The sequence below is a fragment of the Pedobacter sp. 01T416_2 genome, assembly GCF_056398925.1.
In genome coordinates this window covers 1-7,522 of the sequence record NZ_JBFTQI010000242.1, presented here as the reverse complement: position 1 = coordinate 7,522, position 7,522 = coordinate 1, and the positions used below count along the sequence as shown (strand labels likewise).

7 protein-coding genes are annotated in these 7,522 nt (G+C 37.6%); 2 read left to right on the top strand and 5 right to left on the bottom strand.

All coding sequences use genetic code 11. The features are described 5' to 3' along the window. Nucleotides 1-233 precede the first annotated feature (233 nt). The gene (locus tag AC1DPQ_RS12025; protein WP_477578773.1) at nt 234-1,886 is read left to right on the top strand and encodes a M28 family metallopeptidase; all 1,653 of its coding nucleotides are present in this window, start codon (nt 234-236) and stop codon (nt 1,884-1,886) included. Between the two features lie 80 nt (nt 1,887-1,966). Here the strand turns inward: AC1DPQ_RS12025 and AC1DPQ_RS12020 are convergent, their stop codons facing one another. Continuing rightward, the gene (locus tag AC1DPQ_RS12020) at nt 1,967-2,569 is read right to left on the bottom strand and encodes an outer membrane beta-barrel protein (protein ID WP_029278561.1); all 603 of its coding nucleotides are present in this window, start codon (nt 2,567-2,569) and stop codon (nt 1,967-1,969) included. A 317-nt stretch (nt 2,570-2,886) separates the two neighbouring features. Then, the gene (locus tag AC1DPQ_RS12015) at nt 2,887-3,444 is read right to left on the bottom strand and encodes an NADPH-dependent FMN reductase (RefSeq protein WP_477578771.1); all 558 of its coding nucleotides are present in this window, start codon (nt 3,442-3,444) and stop codon (nt 2,887-2,889) included. Between the two features lie 103 nt (nt 3,445-3,547). On the opposite strand from AC1DPQ_RS12015, the gene AC1DPQ_RS12010 reads away from it, so the two are divergent. Further along, nucleotides 3,548-4,750, top strand: a complete 1,203-nt coding sequence (locus tag AC1DPQ_RS12010; protein WP_477578769.1) for an MFS transporter — start codon at nt 3,548-3,550, stop codon at nt 4,748-4,750. Nucleotides 4,751-5,077: 327 nt separating this feature from the next. On the opposite strand, the gene AC1DPQ_RS12005 is transcribed toward AC1DPQ_RS12010, so the two are convergent. From AC1DPQ_RS12005 to AC1DPQ_RS11995, 3 genes are all read right to left on the bottom strand, one after another. Beyond that, nucleotides 5,078-5,722, bottom strand: a complete 645-nt coding sequence (locus AC1DPQ_RS12005; RefSeq protein ID WP_477609454.1) for an outer membrane beta-barrel protein — start codon at nt 5,720-5,722, stop codon at nt 5,078-5,080. Nucleotides 5,723-5,976: 254 nt separating this feature from the next. Then, entirely contained in the window at nt 5,977-6,240 is a 264-nt protein-coding gene (locus tag AC1DPQ_RS12000; RefSeq protein ID WP_477578765.1) for a hypothetical protein, read from the bottom strand. Nucleotides 6,241-6,251: 11 nt separating this feature from the next. Further along, nucleotides 6,252-6,905, bottom strand: coding sequence for a hypothetical protein (locus AC1DPQ_RS11995; RefSeq protein ID WP_477578763.1), 654 nt, complete (start codon nt 6,903-6,905; stop codon nt 6,252-6,254). Nucleotides 6,906-7,522 lie beyond the last annotated feature (617 nt).

The following is a 7,522-nucleotide window of genomic DNA, read 5'->3' as shown; positions in this document are numbered from 1 at the left end:
GTGTTTAAGCTTTGTCTGCGTCAATCTGCGAGATCCGCGGGAGATATATTTGTTCCCGTAGATTAAAGATGATAAGCGCCGAAATTTGGAATTAAGGGTTTTTGAGCTTTTGTCTGCGTCAATCTGCGAGATCCGCGGGAGACCCTCAAATTGGGGAGATAAACACAGAAACTCCTAATTTCTTCGTATTTTTCAGCAAATGAAATTTTTTATTAAAATTCAATCCTTTATAAATGAAAAAAAACCTATTACTTTTCAGTTGCGCGCTCCTGTTCTTTGGCTCCTGTAAACAAGGTGCAAAAAGTACTGGTGTTGGTGCCGATTCTTTAGCCATTAAAGCCATTAACGATTCGAGTTTAACCCAATATTTATCGGTAATTGCGGCTGATAGTTTAGAAGGGCGAAAACCTTTTACCAATGGAGAAACCAAAACCATTAATTATCTAAAAACTCAGTTCGAAAAACTAGGCCTGCAGCCGGGGAATGGAGATAGTTTCTTTCAGGAGGTACCCATGGTAGAAATTAAATCTGTGCCAGAAGATAAAATGGTTCTCAAAGGAAAAACTGCATCCTTAACACTCAATTATTTAACCGATTTTGTGGCTGGCACGCGCCGTGTGCAAAATGAGGTAAGTATGAGTAACTCACCGCTGGTTTTTGCGGGGTATGGCATTGTTGCGCCCGAGTATGGCTGGAATGACTATGCGAACCTAAATGTAAAAGGGAAAACGGTAGTGGTGTTGATTAATGATCCGGGCTTTGCTGATTCTACCTTGTTTAAAGGTAAAAATATGACTTACTATGGCCGATGGACCTATAAGTTTGAAGAAGCGGCAAGACAGGGTGCTACAGGGATTATTATTGTTCATGATACTGAGCCTGCAGCTTATCCCTGGACAGTTGTGCGCAGTGGATGGTCGAAATCTAAACTTACCCTGCAAAGCGAAGACAATGGAATGAGCAGGACTGTAGTAGAAGGCTGGATTACTTTAGATAAGGCGAAACAACTATTTGCACTGGATGGTAAATCATTCGATCAATTGGCTTTAAGTGCTCGGAAAAAGGGTTTTAAAGCTGTTGATTTAAATATTACCACCTCATTAAAGGTTAAAAATACCATCAAAAAATCGGTTACTTATAATGTTCTGGCTAAAATACCAGGCGATAAGCGTAAAGATGAAGCTATTATTTATTCGGCACATTGGGATCATCTAGGTGTGGGAGAAAAAATACAGGGTGATTCTATTTATAACGGAGCGGTTGATAATGCAACAGGCGTAGCTTCTTTATTCGAAATTGCTTCGGCCTTTAAAAAGTTACCTAAAGCTCCCGGACGTACGATTTTGTTTATTTCTTATACGGCTGAAGAACAGGGGCTTTTAGGCTCTGAGTATTATGCCAAACACCCAGCTTTTCCTTTGGCTAAAACGGTTGCCAATATCAATATGGATATGATGGGTATAGCCGGTAAAACCAAAGATATTGTGGTATATGGCTTTGGCCAGTCAGAACTCGAAGATTATGCTGCTGCGGCGGCTAAAAAGCAGGGGCGGGTAATCGTGCCAGATCCTGTTCCGTCATCGGGATTATACTACCGTTCTGATCATTTTAATTTGGCCAAGGTTGGTGTACCCTCATTGTTTACAGGTTCTGGCGTAGATAATATCAAAAACGGCAGGGCATGGGGATTGAAGCAGGTAGCCGATTTTACCAAATTTCGTTATCATTCGCCACAGGATAATTTCGATGCAAAAACATGGGATTTATCAGGTATTGTAGAAGATGTAAGAATGCTCTTTGATATGGGGTATCACATCAGTAATGAAGATTCGTATCCGAAATGGAAAGACGGCTCTGAATTTAAAGCCATCAGAGAAAAGAAGTAAACAAAAAGCGTCCCGATGGTAAACCGGGACGCTCTTCGAAAAAAAAGTCATTTATTAAATTTCCCTTAAGGGAGAATTAATTAAAAGTAGAACTGAACACCTAATCTTGGTGCGAAAGTATCAGCGTTTAAACCGAAAGTGTTTGTTTTTAATTTAGCACCTGTACCTTCTGCTTTCAAAGTATAGTTTTCATAACTTAAACCTTTAACCGAAAGTTCGATACCGATTCTTTTTGTTGGGAAAAACGCAAATCCTGGAGCAAGTTCTACACCGATTTTAGTAGTAGTACCCAATTTAACTGCGTTATCGCCGTTAGCATCAGTTGCTTTTAACTCACCAAATGCCAATGGCACTGATAATTGTCCGAAGAATTTAAATTGATCAGATAAACCAACATAGTAACGTCCGAAAGGAGCAACTTTAAAAGCGCCATCCTGAGTTTTGTTGCTTACTTCTTTATTGTATTCGTAACCAACACCCGTACCGATTGCAAAATTGTTGCTGATAAAATAACCAACACTTGGTAATACGCTAAAGCTGAAATCTGCTTTTGGAGCACCGTCTACTTTTGTAGAGTTTACACCTACGTTACCGCCTAACATAAAATTTCCTTTTTCAGTTTGTGCTTGTGCACCATAAACTAAACCTGCTACTGCTACTAAAGATAATAATAGTTTTTTCATCTTTTTTATTATTTATTTGTTATAAAAATATAGTCAATTTTACTTTTTTAATTCCTGACTATATTCGAATAAAAGTCAACACTTGTGCCAAAAAACTTTGCCTGCGTCATCAAAAAATCAGTTTTTGGTCAACTGCTTAATTGTTAAACAGATATAAAATTAGTGTTAAGTCAATATTATTTTCGCGTGACTAAAAATTAATCGACTGATTAATTTTTTAGACATGACAGATTGACAATCTGACTTTTTTTGTATAAATGTCAGATTGTAAAACGCCGAAAATGTCAGGTTTTTGGGAAGGACCTGCCGCTGTTTGATTAAACCTTACAGGCAGAAATTAAATTTTCTATTTTCTTTTTAATAATACCGATGGTTTTCTCGTCGGTTAGATTTCCTTCGGCATCGAATTTATTTTGAGCCTGGGCAACTAAAACTTCTGGTTGTAAAACCGGATTCATATTAAGGAAGGTAAAAACAGGTAAAAATGCTGTTTGCATTCTAACCGTTCCCCACATTCCCTGTGTTGCGCCCATCACGGCAACTGGTTTATGCATCAAAGGCGAATCTTTTCCACGGCTGGCCCAGTCGATGGCATTTTTTAATCCACCGGGAATAGAATAATTATACTCAGGAGAAACAATAATAAAAGCATCTGCAGTGGCAAGGGCATCTCTGAATTTCGTTACGCTTGTTGGCCTTTCTTCAGCTTCGGGTAAATCCAGGTCTGCGTTATAAACAGGAATATCATCAAAAGTCACCGTTTCGAACTGGATGCCTTCGGGGAGTAAATCGCCTGCGACCTTTAGCAGCATGGCATTGTACGATCCCTTTCTTAAACTTCCGCATAAGCCAACAATTTTTCTGTTCTTTTCCATAGCTATAAAACCAAAACTTTATAAAAATGTTTGGTTTTTGCAAGGACAAAGGGTATAGTTTAAAAAATTATAATCACTATTTTTGGAGGCATAATTTACCGATATGACTGAGAATAGCACGACCACTTCCATTATTGAAAAAACCGTTTTTCCGATACTTTTCGCTTTAAGTTTTTCGCATTTACTTAATGATACCATACAGTCGTTAATCCCTGCAATTTATCCTATCATTAAAACCAGTTATCATTTAAGTTTTTCGCAAATTGGTTTAATTACTTTGACCTTTCAGTTAGCCGCATCACTGTTACAGCCTTTTGTGGGTTTGTACACTGATAAAAAGCCTCAACCATACTCGTTGGCTGTTGGCATGGGTTTTACCCTGATCGGGTTAATTTCGCTTTCACAATCAACCCATTTTTACACCATATTACTTTCAGTATGTTTTATTGGGATAGGTTCTTCTATATTTCACCCCGAGGCGTCACGTATGGCACACGCCGCATCAGGAGGGAAGAGGGGATTGGCACAATCTGTTTTTCAGTTAGGCGGTAATGCAGGCAGTTCTTTAGGTCCGTTGTTGGCTGCCTGGATTATTGTTCCCTACGGACAGTTCAGTGTTATCTGGTTTTCGGTAATTGCACTTTTGGCCATTATTATTTTAACCTATGTAGGCAATTGGTACAGGGGATTTATGCTTTCGAGAAGTAAAAAGATCAATATTCAAACTGTTGTGAATCAATTTTCGAGAACTAAGGTGATTTTCTCTGTTTGTATTTTACTCTTATTGATTTTCTCGAAATATTTCTACATGGCGAGTTTAACCAATTATTTTACCTTTTACCTGATCGATAAATTCCATGTTTCAGTGCAAACCTCACAGATCTATTTATTTGTATTCTTATTTTCGGTAGCTGCGGGAACCTTGCTTGGCGGACCAATAGGCGATAAAATAGGTCGTAAATATGTAATCTGGGCATCCATATTGGGTACTGCTCCATTTGCATTATTACTGCCACATGCCAACCTGTTTTGGGTAGGTGTACTTATCGTTCCCATCGGGATGATTTTGGCGTCAGCATTTTCGGCAATTTTAGTTTATGCACAGGAACTGATCCCCGGCAAAGTTGGTTTGGTTGCTGGATTATTTTTTGGCTTTGCCTTTGGCATGGGTGGCATCGGATCGGCGCTATTGGGGAAATTGGCTGATTCTACAAGTATTGAATACGTATTTAATGTTTGTGCGTTTCTGCCTTTAATCGGTTTACTAACCGGATTCTTACCGAATATTGAAACGAGAAAGAAATAAAAGAGAAGAACTGTAGGCAATGGGGAGTCGTCATTGCGAGAAGGCTTTTTCAGCCGACGAAGCAATCTTACTACGATCGCTACTAGCGTGTGCTTTAAGATTATTCATTTGTGCAGTTGTTTTTACAGGCATTCATGAGCTCACTTCGTTCGGTTATCTTCGTGCCTCGCAATGACGATTTTTCTTTGTAGATCTGTAAATGATAGCCTGTCGAAGGACTAGCCAAAATATATGTTTTTAGCGTTTCGACAGGCTCTCCTTAGGAGTCCTTTGGACAGCGTGGCAGATTAGATTCGAAATTAACTTTGTAAAACAGCCTCTATTAGCTTAAAAGTGAAAGTTAAATCCAAGAAATGGGTTAAAAGTGTTAAACCCMAAATCAAATGCCTCCGTTTCGTACCAAATATTTGAAGGCTCTTTACCGTCGTAATCAATTTTATTGTATGATAATAAAGGGAAACCAAGTTCTATACCCAGTTTTTTCGTCGGAAAAAATGCTAGGCCAGGTTGTATAGATGCATGATATTGTGTGAATTTTGAACTAAGAGGATAATTATAAGTATAGGTACTGGTTTCATTGGTTTTTATAATACCAATCGTTCCACTAAACTGTCCAAAGGCTTTAAGTTTGTCAACAATATCTACATAATATCTCACTACAGGGCCCACTGAAAAACTTTTTTGTTTACTTGTTCTTGTAGAGGTTGTGTTGAAATTAGAATCAAAATTACTATTGAAATTTTTACTATAGCTAAAACCTGCAGTCAATCCAATTGCTAAGTTTTTAGAAAAAAAATGTGCATAACTCGGATTGATGCCATAAAAATTTCTTTTTTCGTAACTTGGCGATTCAGTTTTTGACGAAGAAATACTTAAACTTCCTCCAATTAAGTTGTCTCCTTTTTCTGTTTGGGCATGAGTTGTCATGACGATAGCGCATAGTGCTACCAACGTTAATAATTGTTTTTTCATTTTTCATTTGTGTTTTTTGTGTATTCAATAATAAAATAAAAAAAGTACAAAAACTAATTATTTAGTTGATTTGTTTTTAAATCGTTGTAGATCAGTAAATAAAAAAATACAGCCTAAATATTAGGCTGTATTCCATGGTTTATTAGGTTGTAAATTATTGACAGTTGAGTCTTTCAATGAAGTAATAGGTGTCCAATGTGTCTTCCGATTCGGAATCATCATTTTCATTTTGGATTGATTTTACTTTTCCATCACTATTTTGAGCGCACTGTTATTATACTCAATTTGATATTACCAATTGATTTAATTTTTCCATCTTCCGATTTAAAAACCGAATTATAATATTCAATTTTAATACCATCAATAGATTTGATTTTTCCATCCTCAGAAGGGAATACGCTGCTGTAATATTCTATTTTACCACGAAAGCGCTGAGCATTTGCCTGGCTGGAAAGGCTTAAAAGAAATAATAAGCTTATGCTTGTTAGGCTTAAAATTTTGGTGAATATATTTCTCATCTTATTGGACGTTAAAAATGGTAGTTGAAAGTAACAGTTGGAGTAAAATTCTGAAGTGCCAGCCTTAAATTATTGGTTTTGTCGTAATTATACAGCGATTCTTCAGCATAATAATTTTGATGAAAGAAGGTTACTATAGGCACCGAAAACTCTAATGCGGCATGTTTCGATACGAAATAGGTAAAACCGGGGCTTATACTTGCTCCCCATCCCTTTATTTTGGCATCAGTTCTGATCAGGTAACCTTCATCATCGATCCTGTTAAAGGTGTTGATTTGAAGGAGCAGATTAGCTTGCATAAAAAACTTGAAGCGCTCTTTAACATCAATATATTTACGTACGAAAGGAGAGATACCAAGACTAAATTCCTTTACCCCGCGCTGTTCTTCGTAATATCCATATTCGTCGTTCCATGCGATATAACTTTCGCCCCTAAGCTTCGAAAGACTTAAAGGGATTTCTAAGCCTATGGCAAAATTTTTAGCTAAAAAATAACCTCCCCTGGGTGTTAATGTAAATGTGTTCAAACTAGCCGATGAATTATTTTGTTTGGAAGTTCCAAAACTCAGGCTTCCGCCAACAAAGCCGGTTCCTTTTTCAGTTTGGGCATAGCAATGCCAACTGACGGCGCATAGTAGCACCATGATGATTAATTTAGGTTTCATTTTATTTGTGTTTTGTGTGTAATCAATAATAATCATTATTGAAACAAAAAGCAAGAAAATGAACTATCATGTTAGTTACCTAAAATGTATTTTTGAATTAGGGCTCAATAAACGGCTGTCATTTCGCACGGATTGCAACGTAGCCGGGAACTACATTAAGTGCTCAGCGAATCTAAATCCATCTAGGCAACGATTCAGTTGAGATGATATTTTCTATTGAGAGTTGCCATTCTGAGCGTAGTCGAAGAATCTTCAGGCAAAAAATCGTCATTTTGAGTTTAAGTTTATTGCATAAAAATCAATATGAATGATGTATAAAATTATTTTATTTTGTCCTGCTGGGCAGGCTTGCCTCGGCTCGCCGCCGCCGAAGGGCTCCTTCTTTTTGGCGTCAAAAAGAACCAAAAAACGCCGGCTGAAAATTTTTCTTTTAAAGCCAGTGGGATGGCTTTGTCAATCGAGCCCGAAAAATTTGTTAGGCCGGATTTAAGTAGAACGGAGATACGGTTCTACGGCCTAGTTGGGTGGAAATACAAAACCAATATATTAATGGTAGCGGAATGGAACGCAGCCGAGAATCACCTAAGTGCTCAGCGCAGCTAAATCTGTCTAGGCAC

Coding starts and splice junctions, on each gene's coding strand:
- AC1DPQ_RS12025 (WP_477578773.1), top strand. CDS start 234: ATGAAAAAAAACCTATTACTTTTCAGTTGCGCGCTCCTGTTCTTTGGC.
- AC1DPQ_RS12020 (WP_029278561.1), bottom strand. CDS start 2,569: ATGAAAAAACTATTATTATCTTTAGTAGCAGTAGCAGGTTTAGTTTAT.
- AC1DPQ_RS12015 (WP_477578771.1), bottom strand. CDS start 3,444: ATGGAAAAGAACAGAAAAATTGTTGGCTTATGCGGAAGTTTAAGAAAG.
- AC1DPQ_RS12010 (WP_477578769.1), top strand. CDS start 3,548: ATGACTGAGAATAGCACGACCACTTCCATTATTGAAAAAACCGTTTTT.
- AC1DPQ_RS12000 (WP_477578765.1), bottom strand. CDS start 6,240: ATGAGAAATATATTCACCAAAATTTTAAGCCTAACAAGCATAAGCTTA.
- AC1DPQ_RS11995 (WP_477578763.1), bottom strand. CDS start 6,905: ATGAAACCTAAATTAATCATCATGGTGCTACTATGCGCCGTCAGTTGG.